Genomic DNA, 21217 nt, shown 5'->3' on the forward strand with positions numbered 1-21217 from the left:
AAGTTGAGGTAATGCATCATATGAATGAAAAATTTCGAGCCGATACAGGATACCAGCTGGCTGAGCAGAAGGCGCTTCAGTATTTTGCATCACTCTATAATCAGGTCAAGGATAAGACTTATGTGACTTCTCTTACAGAAGATATCCATATATGGAAAAGGAATCATATCCGTCCTTCTTCATGGTTATCCTTCATTTCGCGGAATAAGAGAAAGCCGGATACTCGGGATTATGACAGATACATTCAATGGCTGAGTTACACAGGCAAATTGGATGATTATCTGAAGCGAAGTGTCTCTTATATTTACATGAGGGATCTAGGCAAGGCTCTAGATTCTGCGAACACACAGACCCGGATTCAGCGCGTTATTGCTGACGTGAAAAGATATTTGCTTCAACCCACCCGTGCTAATAGAAGAAATCAACCGGAGTTTATGAATATAGCCGGGGTGTATCGGTGGTCTCAAAAGGAAGGGATCGAAGCCACTGTAATCTGGCTAATCAACAAGCTTAACTCTGTATCTTCTCATATTCCCGAGGAAATGGATGCAGAGCACGCCCAGCGCAAACTGATTAAAATCATCATTGGGGTTATTCTGCATGTGATGGAAGAAATGGACGAAGCCATGTCACCTGTTGAACGTTCGCGCAGACTGGATGAAGCGATTAGGCTTGGGTATTCCTATGGGTTGACTTATCCTTTTATTGATGATCTGCTCGATTCTCAGCTGTTGACCGTTCAAGAGAAAGAACAATATTCCCATATGATACGTACCGCGCTTCTTACCGGATCTGTGCCAGAACTGGGCGACTGGACCGGCGATCATATGAAGTTCATTCGCTATATCCATTCGGAGCTCTCGGATGCTTTTGAGTATATTAAGGCACATCAGCGGCCAGACACACAGCAAACCTTTTTCGAGCAGTCCTATGTTTTTTTTCATTCTCAAGATATCGACCGGGATAAGGATCTAACACGAGCTAATTACACCAATGAAGAACTTTATATACCCGTTATTTTAAAATCTGCTTCTTCCCGCTTGATTGTCCGTTCCGTCATTAGTGCTCCTGAGGATGAAGGGTTTGAGCAACGAACATTCTATTATGGTATCTATAACCAGCTTGCTGATGATTTTGCAGATATGGCTGACGATATGAGAGACGGTGCGGTAACACCCTATACCTATTATTTAAAATATCATCGTCAGAGATCGGATTTGATCAATCCCTTCGAACTATACTGGGCGGTCATCTCTCACTTGATTCATAACGTGTATGACACGGATGCTATGGCTCGCGAGGTGATACTGGATCGTGCAATAAATGGACTCAAACGTTATAAAGAACGGGTAGGTGCAGAAAAGTACAATGAAATAATGGGGATTTTTGCATCCGGAAATCCTGAATTTAATCGTCTCATCCAGAAGATGGTGGGCAAAGCAGAGGATGTAGATTTCTTCGATAAGCTGCTTCGGGATCAGATGATTACTCAACTGAAAAATGATTCAAGAGAAAAAGAAGACTTTATGAATACGGTCAAAACCGTCCGGGACCAGATTAACAACCAATTGAAAATTACCAAGCCTTCTGGGATCGAGGCCATGAAAGAACAGCTTATTGAGGCTGCCAATTATAGTCTTGAGGGGGATGGGAAAAGGATACGCCCTATATTGACCTGGGTCATGGGTGTGAACGAATATGGCTTAGACGCATTGGCAATCGTGCCTCTTCTAAGATCATTGGAATATATGCATACAGCCTCCCTGATTTTTGATGATTTGCCTTCCCAGGATAACGCGTCTACCCGTAGAGGACGTCAGACATTACATCAGGTGCACAATAGCGCTACTGCGGAATTAACCGGTCTGTATCTGATCCAGAAGGCCATCGGGGAACAAGCATCACTGAACCAGTTCAATACTGAGACTGTACTTGCCTTGATCCAATACTCGGCCCGTAAGGCAGAGGATATGTGTATGGGTCAGGCGATGGATCTGGATTCCAAAGGAAAGGCTTTGACCTTGGAGCAGCTGAATATGATGTGCTTTTACAAAACAGGAGTGGCGTTCGAGGCTTGTCTCGTTATGCCAGCCATGCTCGCACAGGCCGAGGAATCAGAGATTGCCGCTTTGCAGAAATTCGCCTATCATATGGGGATTGCTTTCCAGATCAAAGATGATTTGCTTGATGTGGAAGGAGATACGCTCTTACTTGGAAAACCTGTGGGTCAGGATTCGGATAACAACAATTCGAATTTTGTGTCCATCCTTGGTTACGAAGGTGCCAGTCAAGAGATGTGGGAGCACTACTGTCTTGCCATGGAAGCATTAAAAGAGGTGCCACGCAATATCTCTTTTTTGAAGCATCTGATGAATTATATTGTGAACCGGGATCGTTAAAAAGAATTGTGCCCCAGATATGTCTGAATAAACAAGCAAAGATGTGAATATCTGGTGACTTCAGTACCGTATTTTATCCGTTACGGGGCGTTCTCCCTTATAATGATTTAAAACGGACAAGGAGATGAACTCCAGATGAAAAAAGGAATTTTGGTCGCTTCAGGGTTGGTTGTTGCGGCATTGGGCACGTATCTGATTGCAGGAAATATTCAGAAAGAAGGAGCGGACAAGCTCGGGACAACAGATATCAAGCAATTGGTGCATGATTTCAGCGCAGGCAAGGCAACAGCCCAATCCGCCTCCATTAATTCCAGTCAGTTAATTGTTAACGAAGACCATACACAACCCATAACTTATGATTTGCCTGACAACGAGTTTTTTGTTTCGATAGCGCCATATGTAGAAGAGACCCACCCTTGTGCAACTCATAGTCTAACCGGCTGCCAAGGCGAAATAAAAAACGGAGAATTCAATGTGACCGTTCAAGACTCCGAAGGGAATGTCATTATGGAGAATGCTGCCATGAAATCACAACCCAATGGTTTTATTGATCTGTGGCTGCCAAGGGATAAAACCTACCGCATTAGCGTGAATCATGAAGGCAAAACGGCCCAAACGGAATTCTCTACATATGAGAAAGACGATACATGCATCACAACGATGCAGTTGGGTTAACGATAGAGAATAAAGGTTGAGCTTACGGATCGCTCGAACGCTTTAAGTCTGCAAAACCTCGCGTGTTCATAGCTTTTTTAGTAAAGAGCCTGCGTCTGACGGAGGCTCTTTGTGCTGCTCTAATCTTTTGCTAGAGTTACCGAACAGGTTGGGAAGAAATCTATGAGGAATCAGATAGCAAAACTTTAAATTGTGTATACTAAAAACCTATTCAAACAGCTGCAAACTTCCGACATATTATCTAAGAGCTTTTCGCTCAATATTCCTCGGGGAGATGGCAGCATGTCACAAAATATGAAGAAGCGCGCAATCAGATCATCCAGCATCGCCAACACATTGGCCATGGTCTTGTTAGTTATTATCGTTGTCGTCTTTGCAACCTTGGGGACGTTCATGTATGCGAGCACGCAAAGCATGCTTGTCAAGCAGCAAGAGGCCATGCTCCAGACCAAGACGCAGGCCACCGTCAGTCAATTTGACGCGTTATTTAAGGAAAAGGGCTCGCTAGTCAAGCAAATGTCAACCAACACTTTGTTTAGACAATATATAGAAACCACAGAATCAGCAGAGATGGCGAAAACTTCTCCACATGCTGCGGCAACCCAAGCGACTCTGGCAGCGATTGTCAAGGAAGAGCCATCTTTTGCTGACGCCTGGATTGCAGGCATATCTGGTAAGGGCTTCTTTCTTCAGAATGATGGTGCTGCTTCCAAGCCGGATTTCGATATCCATTCGCGTCCGTACTTCAAGCCAGCTGTTGAAGCAGACGGTGTGTACTACTCAGAACCCTATAAGGACGTCAATACAGGGAATGTGGTCATGGGCATCTTCTATCCGATCAAAGATAGCAGCAACCAATTAATCGGCTTTGCAGCTGTGGATATTGCCTTCAAAGACATCCCTGCCGTTATGCAAAGCTATTCGCTTGGAAGCACAGGCTATTCGATTCTTGCATCCAAAACAGGTGATATTTTGTATCACCCTGATCAAAATAAAGTGCTGAAAGAAAAGATTACCGAAAGCACAGGTGATCTTGGCGAGATCGGTAAGAAAATGATTGCTGGCGAGTCTGGAGTACAGCTCATTAATGATAATGGCGAACGTCGCTACATTGGGTATGCAACCAGTAAAGATACGGGGTGGTCCGTAGGCTTAACCATTTCTGAACAAGAGGCGCTCTCAGAATTAAGAACCTTTACCTGGATTACGATTGGCGGTTTTGCCGCAGCCACCATTCTGCTCGTGGTAATCTGTTATATAACGCTCCGTTACCTGTTGAGATCCATTCCGAAATTGCTTGCCAAAATCAAGCTGATTGAAAATGGAGATTTGACCGTTCCGTTTGATACGAATTCCCATAACGAAATCGGGCAAATTTCTCAAGGGGTTCATAATATGGTTCAAAAAATTCAAGGCATGCTCCAAATGGTAGGCGGCTCAGCTCAAGTCTTGAATCAGTCTTCAAATGATTTGCAATCCATTTCTTCCAGAACCGCAATCACGATGAACGATACTGCGACAGCAATTAATGAAATTGCCAATGCGACAAACTACCAATCCATCGAGACGGATAACATTTTACAAAAAACCGGAGCATTATCCGGCCAAATTGACGAAATTGCCAATGATGCCAAAACCATCGAAACGATGGTGCAAACCTCGGCCGAACAAAGCGGACAAGGGCTTGCAGTAGTAGATCAGCTATCCAAATGGGCAGAAGAAAATCATAACTCCACACAAGCGATGTCGGCCATCATTCAGGATATCGATCTGAGCCGTCATGAGATTTCGGGGATCGTGGATACGGTTAACCAAATTGCAACACAGACCAACCTGCTGGCGCTCAATGCTTCCATTGAAGCTGCACGTGCAGGAGAACAGGGCAAAGGGTTTGCTGTGGTTGCCGGAGAGGTTCGCAAGCTGGCTGAGCAGACGGCGCTGGCGACACAGGAAATCTACAAGAAGGTCCGTGTCATCGAAGAAAAAACCAGTGTATCGGTTGAGCATACCGTTCACGGTCTGAAAATTGCAGAAGAAAATGCCAGATCGGTGGAGGACACGAAGCAAGTGTTCTTTAGCATTAACAAGGATTTGGAAGATTTGAAATTACGAATGATCCAGATCAGCACCAACACCTCCAAAGTCCACAAGCACAAAGATGAGATTTTGCAGGCGCTGGAGATCATCTCTTCCACGACCGAAGAGAACTCCGCATCAACCGAAGAGGTCAGCGCCAGCACGCAGGAACAATTGGAGAGCTTCGAACAGGTTGCTGAACTATCCAAACAATTAAACCAATTGTCCACTAAGCTGCAAGACGAATTAAAACAGTTTAAGGTTGAGTAACAAGTCTACTAGGCATGATTTTGACTTATATACAGCAAAGCCCGCGTCTAGCGGGCTTTTTAGCTTCAATAGCTGTTGTGGGGATACAGATAGGCCATACGTGTTAACTGAAATATTAGCGGGGTGGACATATGAATTGCTTTGAAAAAAATATGGTGTCCGTCTGGTACGGTCACTTTGCCTCTGAAGATGAGTTGTTTGAATATGTTGAGATCAAATACCCGGAAGATGAGAATGAGGATGTTTTTAGCGGGTTTTTAAATGACCATAAAATAGATGATTTTGACGAAGATTTTGCTGAAGGAGTCTTTCTGGTTGACGGGACCGATGATGGTATAAAAGATGTTTCCTATGTTGATTCTTTTTTATCTCCACTATTAAATGACTTAAGTAAAGTAGATGGTAAATATAATTCGTTGTTCTTTATATATGATTGTAATACAAGCGGTTTATCTGAAAAAAATGGCGAGGAACTACGCTTTTTAGCCGCATATCCTTATTCAAAAGATTAACGATTACACTATTCTTTTGTCTTCGGAGTCTCATTCCAAGTAATTATGATAATGAAAATTGAACTTAAAGGATCAATAATTTGATCCGAAAGAATCAGGAAATAAGGTAAATTTCCATCTTAAGGCCCTTTTTTTGTGCAAAATTAGATTTCCAAATTTTTGAACGGCTGATATACTAAGGAGACAAGTGAGATGAAGATAAACCTACTCTATCGGGATGAAGCAGGAAGGTTCGGCAAACGCTGCTCTCCAAAGTGGCCTTTGCGGTGGCTGAGCAGTACATAAGGGTTGGACAACTAGAAGACTGACTATTTCCAGGGCAGAGAGAAGGCCGCCACCTGACGGAACGTTCAGCGCAGAAAGTGTTTGAAAAAGCGCTGGTTGAAGCGGACATTCGCAAACAGGTGAGTATCCATTCGCTAAGGCATTCCTTTGGGACCCACTTGCTGGAGAATGGGATTGATCTTCGCTATATTCAGGAACTGCTAGGGATCAGAGTGTGCGAACGACGGAGCGGTAAACACATGTGAGCAGGCGGGACATTGGGCGGATTCAAAGTCCGTTGGATCGGATGAGCGGGCAGGAGGATTGAAACGCAGAAAGTGCGGGAATAAGGAGAAAAAGTACGGGATTCACGAAGTTCGTAAATAAGACGTTATGTGATAACAGTCATAATAATTTAATGGGGGACAATGCATGGATGTTTTAATAAAAGTATTGTTAAGTACGACTTTGATGTATGCTATTCACTTTGTTTACAAGACTTTTACTTCAAATAATTTTGATAAGTTGTTTATGCCTAAGTACCAAAAATACCTACATAATACCTTTTTGGCTATCCTTGTGTTTATTATTTTCGTAGCTTATGGTGTTTTCTTTGCACTTATTTTTGAAAAAATAAAAGATATTAAGTATGTAAACGTAGTAATAAACTTATTGATCATTGTTTATTTTTTGGGTTTAATTATTACAGGAATACTCAATTTGTACAAGAAAATAAAAGATAGAAATAACGGCTATAAGTTTGTTTTGTCAGGAAAAGTGGCTGATTATATTTTGTTCTCAGTCTTTTTTCTAAACATTTTAATGTTCTCGCTTGTATTCCACGAGATGTATTTCGTAAATGGACAGACAGAATCGTACAATTTACCATGGTTAGGTAACCTAGTAAATTGCATAGTTCTCTTTTTTACCATATCTTACTTTCTATTAAAATCTAGTTTATATTTGCAAGGGATTAATAAGAGAGAGTGGCACTATGTTTTATCTCCGACACCAAAGGATATACAGGAAAGATATCTTTATGTATTATACTCACTTAATGCTACAACACTAGTTTTATCAGATGATCCAAGCAATAAACAATATCCAAGAAGTGTTTATTTATTTGACTTAAATAAAAATTCTTATACTTGCTTTAATAGAATTGTAAATCTACACAAAAACAGTTGACCGATACTCAAAGAAGTGGCCGATAACACATAACAATATATTCAAGCAGCGGCTTCTAGGGAGGCTTGGTCTGCGGGACATTTCGATGAGGGATTTCACTAAAACCCCTTCGGGGTTCATGAATACCAGAACGTTATCCAAAAGAGTCAAAAACTTATATCAGCACATATATTTTTTAAAAAAGGAGATGCTCAATGGAGATAATAAAGCGAGTATTAGGCTTAGAAGAGTATTCTAAGTATAAGAAACAAATCCCCTTTTTTATGGAGGGATTAACAAAAGAGTTATCACTTATTGTTCAAGCTGATGATATAGGTAATCTTAATATGAATACAGAACAATTTGTAAGATATACAGAAATTAAATATTGGTTAGAAATAATTGAATATGATCTTACTTGTATTCAGAGTTGTTTAATTTACTTAATGTATGTGGATGCTCCAAAGAATAAAGAGAATGATTGTGTAGGATTGCTTGACTCGATAGACTATTTTTTCTTTTTTGATTGTGCATTGAATAAATTTTTTTCATTGGTTGAAAGAATATTACAACTTATTAATACTGTTTGGAATTTGGAACTTATAAAAGACAAGATAGGCAAAGAAAGCGTAACTCTTACTAATATTATAAAGAATTTAGAGACTAGAAATTTATCTTCTGTTAAAGAAAGTCTTATTAATATTGATCAAGAAACTAGATCACTCAGAAGAATAAGAAATGCAATTACGCATCACTATCATCCATTGAATTCACCGTTCTATACACAAAAAACCTCCCATCCAGATAAAACAATTTATTTAGATAAAGTTCTTCTTCCTAATAAAATTAAATCAAGTTGTTTCCTCAATTAACGAATTTAAAGGTATTTTCATTAAAATAAATACTTCAATTGAAAGAATAGTTACTAATATCAAAGAAGAATTTAAAATTGAATGTGTAGTAATAACTGAGAATATTGTTACTAACGTAAAGTATATGGTAATGGATTTTAAGAGTTTAAACAAAGAAGCCGACTCCATCGGATAACAACAGATTCATGCTGCGGGCATTCGCCCTTGGTTGGAAGTAGATAGCGAAGAAGTAACTCACCAACACGTTCATTTTCCTTAGATAAGAGCTATCTAAGAAAAATGAACGTCGTGAATCCAAAAAACGTTATGCGTAATTACTGAAAAGATCATGGAGGGGAAATCTATGAAAAAGAAAGAATATAAAGATAGATTAATTGAATTACTTAATGAAGGAATTGAAGAACTAACAACAGACCAGGTAATCCACAAAACGAAATTATTGATTTTTGAATATGAGAAAAAACAAGCGTATAGTACAGAAAATAAGGGGAGACCTTGGACAGATGAAGAGTTAAGAGTAGTATTATCATTTGCACCAACTAAAGAAAACATACTGAAGTTGGCCAAAGGATTTAAACGTAGCTACGGGAGCATTGAACAAATTTTTAGATGGGCTGTAACCACAGATGAAGAGATTATAAATAAGGGAAGAGAAGATGATAGTTTTATAAAACAGATTAAAAGATTGTATAAAGAGATGGGTTGGAAGGCGTAAATTAGAATGTCAATCAATGGAGTGATAACTACACATAACATAATATTCAAGCTGCGGCTCTGTTGGAGCCTAGGTCTGTGAGAAGGATTTCGGAGAGGCATTTCAGCAGACAACCCCTTTGGGGTTCATGAATACAGAAACGTTATCGGAACAGACTTGCAATAGGGTTAAAAACCTTAAATAAATCAGACAAAAGGATTGAAAGATCAAAAAACAGATGAAAAAAGAGATCGAATAACATTGAAGGACGAAAACGATTTTTAGAAATCAAAGTGAAATATAAAGATCAAGTAATATTTAAAAGATCAAAAGACATTGAAGTTCAAAGGACAAATTGAAGAACGAAGACCAATGAAAGTCAAAGGACATAAAAACCGAAGAACAATGAGATTCCAAAAACACATAAAAACCGATCAAGATGAAGGAATGATTGGGAGAACAAAGAGCAGTGTACAGTAGATTCGAAGAAGACAAGGCCGTCCGATAACATAATATTCAAGCAGCTTGGTCTACGGGAAGGATTTCGGAGAGGCGTTTCAGCAGACAACCCCTTTGGGGTTCATGAACACAGAAAAGTTATACGACAGAATCAAGAACAATAGAAAAAGAGGGTCATATGACCCTCTAAATACTAGAATTTTGCAATTCACTTAATAGTTGTAGAGCATCTTTGAAACCTTGTATGTAGATACTTCTTTCTAGGATGGATTGGAGAGAAATTTGGGCGTCTTCGTAAAGAAAAACCGTATGTTGAAGTTGATCGGGCAAAGCATCACGAAGCGTTTTAAAATATTGATCTGTCTCCGAAGAAAGCTGAGTGTACTCCTTATGACACTCCAGAAGCTCAGTATAGAGTAATTCTAAACGTATTCTTATAAGTGGTTCTGTTAATGATTCTAATGTATTAATCATATGTTATTCCTCCTCTAATTAACTCTATAGAGTTATTATATAACCTTATAAAGTCAATTACAAGGTGAATATTTGACTTTATAGAGTTAAAATCTCGCTTTTCGTTGATGATTGCTGGTATGGGAGATAAGATAGAATTATGGAGGGGAAAAGATGAACGTAATCAAGTGCAATATACGAGAACTCATGGCAGAACATCGAATAGATGATATAACAGAATTGATGGCGAAATCGGGCTTAAGTCGGAATTCAATCAACAAGTTGTATAGGGAAACGAATATAGAAACAACAAAGCTGGAAACTTTATTCAAGCTATGCGATACATTTAACTGCAAATTATCAGATTTAATTGAGTATGTACCCGAAGAAAACCAGTAGTGAAGAAGCGATTCCGTCATATAACATAATATTCACGCTGCGGGCATACGCCCTTGGTCCGGCATTCGCCGAACACTCGACATACGTCGAGTCGTGAATACGAGAACGTTATCAGAAATTAATGCAAATCTGAAATGCTCAAATATAAATATCTACTAAGAGAAGGTGCCTTCATGGACAAGAATTCATTAAATAGAAGAAGCATTATTGTTGATGGGGAAAATGGTGTCGGCAGCTCGGAAGACTTAAAAAAGAATGTTGTTCATAAAACAAACAGCCTATATTGGGATACCAAAGGCAATGACTTCTTAAAAGCAATCGTGCTCCCTTATTATGGAGCATTTATCTCAGAAGAAAAGTGCCAGCTCTTTGGTGATATCTCAGGAAAAAAACTGCTGGAGATCGGCTGCGGAAATGGTCAATCCTTGCAATATCAAGGGGAACGAAACGCATCTGAACTATGGGCTGTGGATATTTCAAAAAGACAAATTGAAAAGGCAGCGCAACATTTGAAGTCATGTGGAATAGCAGCAAAATTGATATGTTCTCCCATGGAAGAAGAATGCGGCATCCCGACGGATTATTTTGACTATGTTTATTCAATTTATGCCATAGGTTGGACCACCGATCTTGAGGGTACCTTTCGACGAATATCTTCTTACCTTCAAAAAGACGGGCTATTTATTTTCAGTTGGTCTCACCCTATACACAGATGGGTTACTACAGAAAATGATAGGTTTGTAATTAATAAGAGTTACTTTAATGAAGGTTGGTATCCGGTAGCAGTTGATGAAGGTGAGTTATTGTTAGCGGACCGTATGCTGTCAACTTATGTAAACGCGCTTGCAAAAGCTGGGTTTGTAATTGAGCTAATGATTGAGGAATCTGATTATGAGTTTATGCAATTGCGGGATGATAACAGCGATATGGCAAAGAGAGCAAAAATGCTTCCAGTAACTTTTGTGATAAAGGCAAGAAAACTATAAGATATAAAAACAAAAGCGAAACTGACTCCAAGATTTTTAGAGGTTCGAGGAAGGTATTGACATCCGATAACAAAACATTCACGCTGCGGGTCGCTGTCGCACCCCTTGGTCCGCCCGAGGATTTTCAAGGAAGATTAACAGGCGGACAACCCTGCACTGCCTAACCGCATCGCGGCCGCTCCCGTTGGTCGCTTAAGGCAGTGAGGATTCGTGAATGCCTGAACGTTATCTGAAATGCCCAAATATATAAAGGAGAAATCTTATGTGTTTTAATTGGACTAATGCATATAACAGATTACTTGAAATAGTAGAAGATAAGGAATCAGGAACTTATTATAGCGGATCACAATTTTTAAATGTTTGCAGGGAGTTTTCATATAACCCCTTAAGTTATAACGATTTTATTAAAGATAGACAAAGAAAGGGAAAGAGTACAACAAGGAGAGATTTTTATAAAGATATTCTTAATGATTTCGATGAAGTGACTAGAACGAATGTATCGTAGAATTGTTCAAAGAGATTAATCCAAACAACCCTAAGGTAAAAGAATTAGAGAATTTCATGGATACTGGTTCAGATTTACATATAACTGTACCTACGCCTACGGTGAATGAAGAAATATGGAATTCTAAAAAACTTCAAGATTACCTTGAGAAAATTGATAAAGCTGTAACAGAAGCGAATTATAATTATGCGATTACACTTTGCTATACATGTCTTGAAGGATTTTTTAAAGCTTTCGTTAGATTGAATATTCCAAGTGAAAAAAATTAGATGAGCTAAATCCATTAGCAAAAGAAGTTAAGACATATATATTACAAAGTTTAAAATCCAATAATGAAAATGTTCCAGAACAATTAATAAATTTAATTACTACGACGACAACAAATGCTTTATCTAATTATCGTAATCGGAACAGCGACTCTCACTTTGATTCTAATGCTGAAAAAAATTTAGCGAAATTTTCGAGAGATTTAGTTAACAGTGTTGTTAGATATATTTTAAGCTTTTGTAAGTAAACCAAGAAGTAGGCACATCAGATAACATAATATCCACGCTTCGGGCCTGACGGTCCTCGGTCCGCAAGAAGCAGTAGGCAGTGAAGTGGATTCAGCGGACACATCCGCACCGACTAAGCGCATCGCGCCCAGCGACTTCGTCGCCTTAAGTCGGTGGGACGTCGTGGATACGGGAACGTTATATGCAACCTTAAATAGGCCCATTCTAGTGAATTTGTAACAGGTATAAATTTTGAGAATTAGTTTATTGAAGTAATAATAAATAAATGACTAGGAGAATTATAAAACATGAAATTACCGAAGTATGGTAAAAACAAACAAACAGGAAATGTTGCTGCGGACATTTTAAGAAGTGTTATTCAGAGATTTTGTATAGTGAATTTTCACGATGAGTCAATTGATTTAGGAATCGATATGAGAGCACAGGTAGTACTTAATACTATCCCACAGGATTTATTTTTTAATATTCAATGTAAAGGGACACATGAGTTACAAATTGCAAGAGAGGCAGATAAATATAAAATACAAATTGAAGTTGCAACTGTGAACTTTTGGAGTATGCAAAATGAAACTACTTTTTTATTTCTCGTAGATAATAATACTTCGAATTGTTACTGGTGTAATCCTTTATCCCAGTTAGGTGAAAGAATCGAAGAGATTCAATCTCAAGACAGAGTTACATTTTATATTTATTTCAAAGATCTTATAGATATTTCTTCAAATGAGCTACCAACAGAATTTGTGAAACATATTAAAAAATATATTATTATTCGTGCTAGTCAGCTTTCTAGAACGTCCGATGACATTCTTAAAGGAATAAAAAATGGCTATTCTTTAGACTTATCTACTTCCTTTGAATTATTAACCACATTACTGCAACAAACAAATAAAATAAGGAGCAATTATTTAGAAATTGCAGGAGCGCTTATAGAAAATATTAAAGAAAATATAGAAAGAGCGTATAAGGTATATTCACAATTAGATTACTTGCCTTGTGCAAAGCCATACTGTAAGAACGGTAGTCTGTATGAGAAAGGTTTTTCGTCAACTCATACAAGTTTGTTTGAATTAAACTTACAATCAATGGAATTGATTCGAAATTTCGAGCAGAATAAGGACAACATAGATTTGATAAAACAGTTAGAAACTTGTACTAAAGAATCAAAAGAAATCTATAGAAACATGACAGCTTTTCTGTACGAGATGGTTTGTGAAGATAACCCTTTTGGAGATCACTCAGAATTACGAAAGATAGTTAATTCATTATTGGATCGCTAATGAAAATTGAAATATCAATTAAATAAAGTGTAAAACATCATATTTGTCACCCATCTTCTCATTTAATTTTATATGTATTAATTGAGAGAAATATAGGTAGGAACAGTGGTAACTATATTGATTGAAAATAATATAAATAATTCTGGTGAAAAGTTAAATTACTAAATTTAAAGGGATGAAAGCAGGCAGCGTATAACATAATATTCACGCGGCGGACATTCGTCCTTGATCCGGCATACGCCGGACACCCAGCGTACGCTGGGTCGTGAATACAGGAACGTTATACGACAGAATCAAATGAAAAAAAGAGCCAACAGGCTCTCAGTCGAAAGATACACTTAATTCGTTATGTAGGTGAAGAGCGTCCTTAAAACCTTGTAAGTAGATTTCACGTTTTAAAATAGCTTGATAGAAAGGTCTGCATCATCATAAAGGAATAGAGTCTTTTGTATATCCTCTGGTACTCCTTTATGTAACTGCTTGAAGTAAAGATTCCGTTCGGATGAGAACTGGTTGTAGCTGGAGTTGTTTTTGATAAGCTCGCCATATAAAGATTCAATTCGATTACGGATCAGTGAATCGAGTAAGATTTCTAGAGAATTATGCATAATTGAACACCATCCAATGTATTTGATTTTATGAATAAAAGTTTAATTTATTAAATATAATTTTAACATGTGAAATAATTAAGTCAATATATGTTGAAGATGTTTTTGATAAAGAAAATATACTTTCATATAATTAAAGAAAAATTCACTTGATGTGTGAAAGGAATATCAGATGATTAGTTATAAACCTTTTCAAAAATTATTGATCGACAGGGAGATTAAAAAGCAGGATTTATTGAAAATGACAGGTATTTCGTCTGCTACAATGGCGAAACTCAATACGAATGAATATGTGTCATTAGAAGTGATTGATAAATTATGTGCGGCTTTAGGTTGTCAGCCAGGAGATTTATTGGAACATATAACAGAACAATGACAGATTAGAATCAAGAATGAATGTTGGTTAATCGAAGAAGTGATACCATCGTATAACATAATATTCAAGCAGCGGCTCCTTTGGAGCCTTGGTCTGCGAGAAGGATTTCGGGGAGGTATTTCAGCAGACAACCCCTTTGGGGTTCATGAATAAAGAAACGTTATAGGAAATCAGCGTACAGAAAAAGTTAAATACCTAATGAGGTGAATACATGCAGAACATAGATGGGTTCTTGAATTTGAAAATCAATCAACTTTCATCTTATAAAAATGAAAAAATTGTGCTATTTTACGAGTTTTATAAAAACATATCTAACGAGAAGTTAAAAGAAATATTTTCGATACTTCATAGTAGCTTGAATGATTTGTTTTCATTCATGAATAGTAAAAACAGACCGGGATCAGGAGGGCATTATAATGCTCATGAAAGTAGATCGTTGATCGAAATAATTGATAATGTAAGAGTTCTTCAAGCTTCCCTTAAAGATAATTATAGTTTCGAAATAGATCAAGAATATAAAGATATTATGGATTTTTGTAAGACGTTTTTATCAGATAGTGGAGGTAGTGCAATTCCAGATGAATTGAAGCGAGTAAAGATAATCGAAGATAGACCCGTATTTATATTACTTGATACAACAGTAATAAAAACATTAAAAGCAACAGCTACAATAGATTTAAAGCAGATAGGAGAAGGATCGTATGCAAAAGTCTTTAAATATAAAGATCCGTCTTATGATTGTGATTTTGTAATTAAAAGAGCTAAGCAGGATTTAAGGGAAGACGAATTAATAAGATTTCAAAATGAGTATAACGATTTAAAGGCCTTAGATTCTCCATTTATTATTAAGGCCTATTACTATGACAAAGAAAAAAACGAGTACACAATGGAGTATGCAAATAAAACGCTTGAAAAGTATATGAATGAGAACAATAATAAATTAACTCTACATAAGAGAAGGATTTTGATAAATCAATTGTTGAATGCTTTTGAGTACATACATTCAAAAGGATACTTGCATAGGGATATTAGCTACCAAAATATTCTTGTGAAAATTTACGAGGATAGTTCCTCGATGATAAAGATATCAGATTTCGGCTTAGTAAAACGACCTGATAGTAAGCTTACCCGGCAGGGAACAGAGATAAAGGGAGCCATTAACGATTATTCTGATCTTGCTGTAGTCGGATTTGAGAACTATGAAGTACGTCATGAAACGTTTGCTCTAATCAAAATTATTTACTTTATTTTAACGGGTAAACAAACAAATTTTCATAAAGAAAAGAATGATGTTGTTAAGGAGTTTATTTTAAAAGGAATATCCTCTGATAAAAATCAGAGATACTCATCTATAGGACAAATTAGAGGAAAATTAATAGAAGATGTATACCCTGCCATACGATCAATGAAGTGATTTCGAAGAAGCTGCTGACATCCTATAACATAATATTCACGCTGCGGACATTCGTCCTTGGCCCGGCATTCGCCGGGCACCCAGCATGCGCTGGGTCGTGAACACAGGAACGTTATCTGAAACCAATGCTCAATGCAAATAAAAGACAAAAATTAAGGAGCCACTAATGCAATTATCTCAGAATAGTATGAGTGGAATTAAAGGCTGGCTGCTTTTCTTTGTGATCTATTCTTTTTATCTACTTATAAGTAATTTAATAGGTCTTTATTTCGAATTTTATATTTATATGTTAGTTGGAACAATTGGTTGGAATCTTGCTAGAACTATTTCTGTCGGAATATATTTATTTTCTGAAATCTTAATTATTGTTTCTCTAGTGCTTATATTGAAGAAGAAAAGGAAAGGACCAAATATAATAATTCAAATTGAAATAATCACTATAATATTTGGTTTTTTAAACTTCATTCTCACAATTAACAAAATAGATGAACTCCCAAGTTTAATCTCTACAATTATTTTTGGATCAATATGGATTTTGTATTTTAAAAACTCAAAACGAGTCAAAGCAACATTTGAAAGTTAATCAAGAAGGCATTGGCATCAGATAACAAAATATTTACGCATCGGGCCATTCGGCCCTCGGTCCGGCAGAGACATTTTGGGGGATTGGAAGCAGCCGGACAACCCTGCACTGGCTAAGTCCGTCGGACCCGGCGCGTTCGCTCCTTAAGCCAGTGAGGGTTCGTGAATACAAGAACGTTATCCGAAACTGCTGAAAAAACACTACAAATACATAAACTTATAAAAATGCAATGGAGTGATAAAGATGAGTAGTGCAATATGTTATTGGTGTGGTACGGAAGCTACTTCAATGGAGCATGTCCCACCTAAATCCCTTTTTCCAGAAGAAAAGGACGTGAAAGACGTATTAAAAAAATCATTTAGAAATAATTTGATAACTGTCCCTTCTTGTAATGAACATAATACAAATAAGTCAAATTTAGATGAATATCTGATGGCCACTTTAAGCGGTAAAGTTGGTAATAATTTTGTTGCTTACGTTCATACAGCAACGAAAGTTAGCCGTAGTAGAATGCGTAATCCTAAAATAATTAAGGTTGATAAAAGTGCAATATTAAAACTGAAGAACAAAGAATTTCCGGTTCTTTGGATTACTGTTGATACAATTAAGTTAAGACATTCATTCGAGGCTATTACACGAGCTTTATATTTCCACGAAAATAATGAGGTTTTTAAGGGTAGCTGCTTTGTTGTCTCAACATTATTTGATCACGAGGATGATCCTAATGGAACAGAATTTAACAAAAGATCATCCGCTCTCTTAGAGTCAGAACAAAGACATTGGAAAACAGAAATAAAAGGGAGCAATCCTGATATTTTTATATACCAATTCAGTGAGGTGGATGGATTTAAATGTCAAACGTTAATGATGACTTTTTATGAGGGGACTAGAGTCTTTGCAATATTAAATGGGATGACTGAGGCCGAAATAGAGGACGCTGAACTTAAATTAGCATTTCTCACTGATTCTATATTTGGCGACCTGAATTAATGAATGTGGTAGAACATTCAAGAAGCCAGCAGAATCGGATAACAACATATTCAAGCATCGGGCATTCGCCCTCGGTCCGGCAGAAGAATTGGCAGGGGAGTTGGAATAGCCGGACACATCCGACTCCGTCGGACGTCGTGAATATACGAAACGTTATGTGAAATCAGCTAGGAATAAAAAGATTATATTTAGGAGCAAGTACTATGAAGCGAATTTACAAGCATATCGAAGAATACACAGATCAGGAAATAAAAGATATTTTAACTCGTCAAGAAGTAGAAGAACTTATATATTTACCACTTTCAGTTGGAATGTATCATCACAATTGGAAGTTTGCTCAAGATATATGTCTTATATCAGCGCAACATGATAATCCAATTGTAAGAGCGAATTCTGTATTGGGGTTAGCACATATAGCAAGAACTAAAAAACAGTTAGCTAAAAGACTAGTAAAACCAATCATTTTGAAAGAATTAAAAAATAATATAGAACATAAAGGAATAATATTAGATGCTATTAGTGATATAAATTTATTTATGAAGTGGGAACTAGCAAGGAAGCATAATTATTAGTTGACTTGAAGAAGAACTGACCTCATATAACATCGCATCTACGCTGCGGGCGTTGCCATTGGTTCGCTAGAAGTGGAAAGTAGAGAAGCTGGGATCAACTCACACCCCTGCGAGGCCTAAGTCCGTTGGCCCCGGCACTTTGCGCCTTAAGCCTCTCGGATTCCTAGATACAAGAACGTTATGTGAAAGGGAAGCAAGAATTAGTTTTAAAACAGATATAAAATCCAAAAGAGGGAGAGATAGCACAATGAAGTTTAGCCATAAGAAATTCTCCTGTGACACCGAGATTTATTACAAAGATAAGGACATAATAGTTAGATTTTTCGATAGCTCCAAAGAACAAGAAGAAGATGACATAATAAATTTGGTTATAGTTGACCCTGGGTATGGCTATCTTTGTTTGAAATATAAAGGAGATGCAGCACTCTTAAGTGGATTCCTAGATGAAGATGTTTTCTCATCAGATGACTATATAGATGCAGCAATTAGTTTTATTGAAGTCTTAAGTCCGAATTCAAAGTATGTTTATACCCCATATCATATTAGACTCTTTAAACAAACCAGTTTTACTGAATACAATGGAGAATACTAAAAATAGACTGTAAGAAATTCAAAGAAGACATCCACATCATATAACATAATATTCAAGCTGCGTCTCCGTTGGAGCCTGGGTCTGCGGGAAGGAATTCGGAGAAGCATTTCAGCAGACAACCCCTTTGGGTTTCATGCATACAGGAACGTTATCAGAAAGACTATGAGGAGGGAAATAATGAAGCTATTTCATGGAGAACAAGTCTTAATTAAAGAAAACAATCTCTTACAGCCACAAATACATACTCCACTTGGAATAATTGAATTTTCACTCACAATCTCTGATCACTTCTATCATCCAGAACAAAGTTATAAACTCAAAAATGGCGGGTCATTATATAAATATTATTATGATTCATTTGATTGTGAGCTAATTGTCTGTAGACCCAAGCTCATAAATGGATATGGAATGTACATTGACGCAAGAGGTAGAAATCAATGAAAAGAAAAAAGGGGAGATTCTTGGTTTTATTGGCTTGATACATTAGACGATGATTATGCAGTAATTAGTAAAAGAACTGATAGAATTGTAAATGAAGATATAGCGGTTTACATGTCGCATTAGTCCGGCTGAAATGTCGCAAAAGTATATGGTAACGCGATGTGGAGATATATTATACTCGCCTTATATTTCGATAATGAAAATCATTATCATACATAAGGAGGATTCACCATGAATAAAGGAACAAAGAGGCAAGCTGCCAGAAGCATGGCACACGCTGACCATAAATCACGATTTTTAATGGGCTGGATGCTGGCCCTTGTTCTTGTACTGACGGCTTGCGGTGCCGGAGCAGGTACAAATGGCGGCAATGAGTCTGCTACAACTCCAACGGACACGCCTTCGAATGAAGCGCCTCAGACTGCCGGAGCCTTCCCGGTTACGATCTTGCATAAGAAGGGTGAGTATACGCTTAACGAGAAGCCCAAAAAAATTGCTGTGCTTGATGTCAAATTTCTGGATCAATTGCTAGCCATTGGCGAGCAACCGGCAGGCAGTGTTATCGCTGAAGGCAATACCACATTTCCAGAATATTTAGGCGATAAGCCGGGTGACGTACTGGTTTTAGGTACACGGGACAAGCCCAATCTGGAAGCGATTGTAGCATTGGACCCGGATCTTATTTTAATGACTGATTTTCAAGAGAAAGAGTATGAGCGTGTAAGCAAAATAGCACCCACAATCGTACTTGACTTCTACGAGGATTGGCGAGATACGTTAGCTACGGTGGCTGCGATCACAGGTAAGCAGGCAGAGGCAGAAACTGTGCGTAAGGCTTATGAGGACAAAATTGCAGGACTGAAGGAGAAGCTGTCGGAGAAGTTGGGAGAGGAAACGGTAGCACTTATTCGACCGAGAAAAGAAGGCATTCGTGTTCATGGTCTTGAGCATCGTACAGGCGGGATTCTGTATGAGGATTTGGGCTTAAAAATGCCTGCATTAGTCCAGAAGATCAAAGATGATACCTCCGTTGAAATCTCGATGGAGAAAGTTCCTGAGATTGGAGCAGATCATTATTTTTTTCTGTCTGATGAGTTGTTTGCGGCAGAGGCAGAGGCTTTGGATAGCAGCTCAGTATGGAAATCCCTTGATGCAGTCAAAAATAACCGTGCATATGATGTTAATTCTACACTTTGGATCGCTTATTATGGCCCACTTGCAATTAATATTATTGTAGATCAGGCATCGGAAGCACTGTTGGGATCGAATTAAAATGGACCATTATCTATCGACTGACTTATGGCAGCAAACGGCGGATGAACACTCGATTCGGCTTGGTGAGCCGTCTGAAGATAATGTCCGTATTATTGCTTTGAGTCAACTACATGAAGAAGCTGCATGCCGAGAGTATTTAAGCTGGCTTCAAGAGTATATTGGTGCGCCTGACATGAGGGTAGCCGCTTCGATGTTAGCTAAGCGAATCGGCTACCTGTGGATTGCTCCGTTACTGACCGCGATGAGCGTTCATCATCAGTATGTTTCTTTTCGGCTAGACAACAGCTTTCTCTATCATCCGACGCTCACAGCTAATGAGGGGGAGACGCGTTTTCCTTTTCTGGCTATAAACGGGCTTCGGGCAGAAGCACTAACGGGAGACAGGGAAGTATGGCGGGAAAAGGTGGTAAAGGAGATGTTTGCGTTACACCTTGCACCGCTGTTAAAGACGCTTGCTGCGATTGCTCCTCTTTCGATGAGTATCCTTTGGGAGAATATCATGATACGCATTGTCCCATTATATACTCCTGAAGTAGACAATGCTGAGCAAGAAAGTCAGCACATCCAGGCAGATTTTTCATATCTGACGCAAGGAGCGCCCGGGCATTTGTTCGGTGTAAAAAGAAATCCGTTCACTCGGTTCACAAAAAATAAGGACAGCATTCCAGCCATGAAAAGCAAGCGTACCACCTGTTGTTTTTATTACCAGATGTCAGGGGAATATTGCAGAAAATGTCCGAAAATTGACAATGAGAATAAATCTCAATTAAAATGACAACAGCAACAATTTTACTTTTGCTAACAGGCCTGGTTGTAGTTAATTGGTTAAGCCCAGTCATGCGA

The 21217-nt window shown here is 38.1% G+C and carries 22 protein-coding genes and 1 pseudogene; 21 read left to right on the plus strand and 2 right to left on the minus strand.

Going from position 1 to position 21217, the window contains the following annotated elements:
* Positions 1-11: 11 nt before the first annotated feature.
* The 8 genes from MMB75_RS01465 to MMB75_RS01500 all read left to right on the plus strand — a co-directional run bounded on the left by MMB75_RS01465 (position 12) and on the right by MMB75_RS01500 (position 8950).
* Positions 12-2399 carry a polyprenyl synthetase family protein gene (locus MMB75_RS01465; RefSeq protein ID WP_257126130.1) on the plus strand — a complete coding sequence of 796 codons (2388 nt, stop codon included), beginning with the start codon at positions 12-14 and terminating at the stop codon, positions 2397-2399.
* Positions 2400-2534: 135 nt separating this feature from the next.
* Positions 2535-3074: a CueP family metal-binding protein gene (locus MMB75_RS01470; protein ID WP_277506784.1), complete on the plus strand. Its 540-nt coding sequence runs from the start codon at positions 2535-2537 to the stop codon at positions 3072-3074.
* A gap of 282 nt (positions 3075-3356) precedes the next feature.
* Entirely contained in the window at positions 3357-5420 is a 2064-nt protein-coding gene (locus MMB75_RS01475; RefSeq protein ID WP_277506785.1) for a methyl-accepting chemotaxis protein, read from the plus strand.
* Between the two features lie 131 nt (positions 5421-5551).
* Complete coding sequence (locus tag MMB75_RS01480; RefSeq protein WP_277506786.1) at positions 5552-5932, plus strand: immunity 22 family protein; 381 nt, start codon at positions 5552-5554, stop codon at positions 5930-5932.
* A 362-nt stretch (positions 5933-6294) separates the two neighbouring features.
* A complete protein-coding gene (locus MMB75_RS01485) occupies positions 6295-6462 on the plus strand; it encodes a tyrosine-type recombinase/integrase (RefSeq protein WP_277506788.1) in 168 nt (55 codons plus the stop codon).
* 166 nt (positions 6463-6628) lie between these two features.
* Positions 6629-7384 carry a hypothetical protein gene (locus MMB75_RS01490; protein WP_277506790.1) on the plus strand — a complete coding sequence of 252 codons (756 nt, stop codon included), beginning with the start codon at positions 6629-6631 and terminating at the stop codon, positions 7382-7384.
* 194 nt (positions 7385-7578) lie between these two features.
* A complete protein-coding gene (locus MMB75_RS01495) occupies positions 7579-8235 on the plus strand; it encodes a Cthe_2314 family HEPN domain-containing protein (RefSeq protein ID WP_277506791.1) in 657 nt (218 codons plus the stop codon).
* Positions 8236-8578: 343 nt separating this feature from the next.
* The gene (locus MMB75_RS01500; RefSeq protein WP_277506795.1) at positions 8579-8950 is read left to right on the plus strand and encodes a hypothetical protein; all 372 of its coding nucleotides are present in this window, start codon (positions 8579-8581) and stop codon (positions 8948-8950) included.
* 624 nt (positions 8951-9574) lie between these two features.
* Here MMB75_RS01500 and MMB75_RS01505 read toward each other — a convergent pair.
* Complete coding sequence (locus MMB75_RS01505; protein ID WP_094154364.1) at positions 9575-9862, minus strand: DUF6809 family protein; 288 nt, start codon at positions 9860-9862, stop codon at positions 9575-9577.
* A 153-nt stretch (positions 9863-10015) separates the two neighbouring features.
* On the opposite strand from MMB75_RS01505, the gene MMB75_RS01510 reads away from it, so the two are divergent.
* The 4 genes from MMB75_RS01510 to MMB75_RS01525 all read left to right on the plus strand — a co-directional run bounded on the left by MMB75_RS01510 (position 10016) and on the right by MMB75_RS01525 (position 13523).
* A complete protein-coding gene (locus tag MMB75_RS01510) occupies positions 10016-10240 on the plus strand; it encodes a helix-turn-helix domain-containing protein (protein WP_010345209.1) in 225 nt (74 codons plus the stop codon).
* 173 nt (positions 10241-10413) lie between these two features.
* Positions 10414-11226, plus strand: coding sequence for a class I SAM-dependent methyltransferase (locus MMB75_RS01515; RefSeq protein WP_277506796.1), 813 nt, complete (start codon positions 10414-10416; stop codon positions 11224-11226).
* 507 nt (positions 11227-11733) lie between these two features.
* On the plus strand, positions 11734-12000 hold the full coding sequence (locus MMB75_RS01520; RefSeq protein WP_277506798.1) for a hypothetical protein: 267 nt from the start codon (positions 11734-11736) through the stop codon (positions 11998-12000).
* Between the two features lie 533 nt (positions 12001-12533).
* Positions 12534-13523 carry a DUF4365 domain-containing protein gene (locus MMB75_RS01525; protein ID WP_277506800.1) on the plus strand — a complete coding sequence of 330 codons (990 nt, stop codon included), beginning with the start codon at positions 12534-12536 and terminating at the stop codon, positions 13521-13523.
* 321 nt (positions 13524-13844) lie between these two features.
* On the opposite strand, the pseudogene MMB75_RS01530 reads toward MMB75_RS01525, so the two are convergent.
* Positions 13845-14131 (minus strand): annotated as a pseudogene (locus MMB75_RS01530) (hypothetical protein).
* Between the two features lie 172 nt (positions 14132-14303).
* Between MMB75_RS01530 and MMB75_RS01535 the strand changes: the two are divergent.
* The 9 genes from MMB75_RS01535 to MMB75_RS01575 all read left to right on the plus strand — a co-directional run bounded on the left by MMB75_RS01535 (position 14304) and on the right by MMB75_RS01575 (position 21149).
* On the plus strand, positions 14304-14507 hold the full coding sequence (locus MMB75_RS01535; RefSeq protein ID WP_045244330.1) for a helix-turn-helix domain-containing protein: 204 nt from the start codon (positions 14304-14306) through the stop codon (positions 14505-14507).
* 211 nt (positions 14508-14718) lie between these two features.
* Positions 14719-15921 carry a protein kinase family protein gene (locus MMB75_RS01540; RefSeq protein WP_277506802.1) on the plus strand — a complete coding sequence of 401 codons (1203 nt, stop codon included), beginning with the start codon at positions 14719-14721 and terminating at the stop codon, positions 15919-15921.
* 166 nt (positions 15922-16087) lie between these two features.
* Positions 16088-16504: a DUF2569 family protein gene (locus tag MMB75_RS01545; protein ID WP_277506804.1), complete on the plus strand. Its 417-nt coding sequence runs from the start codon at positions 16088-16090 to the stop codon at positions 16502-16504.
* A 243-nt stretch (positions 16505-16747) separates the two neighbouring features.
* Positions 16748-17494, plus strand: coding sequence for a hypothetical protein (locus MMB75_RS01550; RefSeq protein ID WP_164964538.1), 747 nt, complete (start codon positions 16748-16750; stop codon positions 17492-17494).
* A gap of 203 nt (positions 17495-17697) precedes the next feature.
* Positions 17698-18066, plus strand: coding sequence for a hypothetical protein (locus tag MMB75_RS01555; protein WP_164964537.1), 369 nt, complete (start codon positions 17698-17700; stop codon positions 18064-18066).
* Between the two features lie 247 nt (positions 18067-18313).
* A complete protein-coding gene (locus MMB75_RS01560) occupies positions 18314-18658 on the plus strand; it encodes a hypothetical protein (RefSeq protein ID WP_164964536.1) in 345 nt (114 codons plus the stop codon).
* A 177-nt stretch (positions 18659-18835) separates the two neighbouring features.
* A complete protein-coding gene (locus MMB75_RS01565; RefSeq protein WP_277506807.1) occupies positions 18836-19099 on the plus strand; it encodes a hypothetical protein in 264 nt (87 codons plus the stop codon).
* Between the two features lie 231 nt (positions 19100-19330).
* Complete coding sequence (locus MMB75_RS01570) at positions 19331-20371, plus strand: ABC transporter substrate-binding protein (RefSeq protein ID WP_277506808.1); 1041 nt, start codon at positions 19331-19333, stop codon at positions 20369-20371.
* A 1-nt stretch (position 20372) separates the two neighbouring features.
* Positions 20373-21149, plus strand: a complete 777-nt coding sequence (locus MMB75_RS01575) for a (2Fe-2S)-binding protein (RefSeq protein ID WP_277506811.1) — start codon at positions 20373-20375, stop codon at positions 21147-21149.
* The last annotated feature ends 68 nt before the right edge of the window (positions 21150-21217 follow it).

The sequence above is a fragment of the Paenibacillus sp. P2(2022) genome (assembly GCF_029522175.1).
Taxonomy (GTDB): Bacteria; Bacillota; Bacilli; order Paenibacillales; family Paenibacillaceae; genus Paenibacillus; species Paenibacillus polymyxa.